This window comes from Aeromonas sp. ZOR0001, from assembly GCF_000801015.1.
Classification (GTDB): Bacteria; Pseudomonadota; Gammaproteobacteria; order Enterobacterales; family Aeromonadaceae; genus Aeromonas; species Aeromonas veronii.
On sequence record NZ_JRJY01000032.1, the window covers coordinates 1,881 to 2,195 of the forward strand.

The following is a 315-nucleotide window of genomic DNA, read 5'->3' on the forward strand; positions in this document are numbered from 1 at the left end:
CGACCGTGGAGAAATGGCCCAAGCGTTGTCGGGCTTTATGGCTCGCGCAGCCGAGAAGCTGCGGGCCGAGGGGATGTGTTGCCAGCGGGTGCACCTGTTCGTGCGAACCAGCCCCTTTGATGAACGAGCCCCTTACTACAGTGAGCAGGCTGGCGTCCGGCTGGTCTGCCCTAGCGATGATACCCGGTTGCTGCTGCAGCAAGTGAACGTGCTGCTACCGCAGATTTGGCGCGACGGTTACCGTTATCAGAAGGGGGGCGTCATGCTGAGTGAGTTCACCCCCAAGGGGCAGCAACAGGCCGACCTGTTTGCCCC

1 protein-coding gene is annotated in these 315 nt (G+C 62.2%); it reads left to right on the forward strand.

The genetic code is table 11. The features are described from left to right. Nucleotides 1–13 precede the first annotated feature (13 nt). A partial coding sequence (locus tag L972_RS20550; protein ID WP_442853366.1) for a DinB/UmuC family translesion DNA polymerase occupies nucleotides 14–315 on the forward strand: 302 nt, incomplete at its 3' end.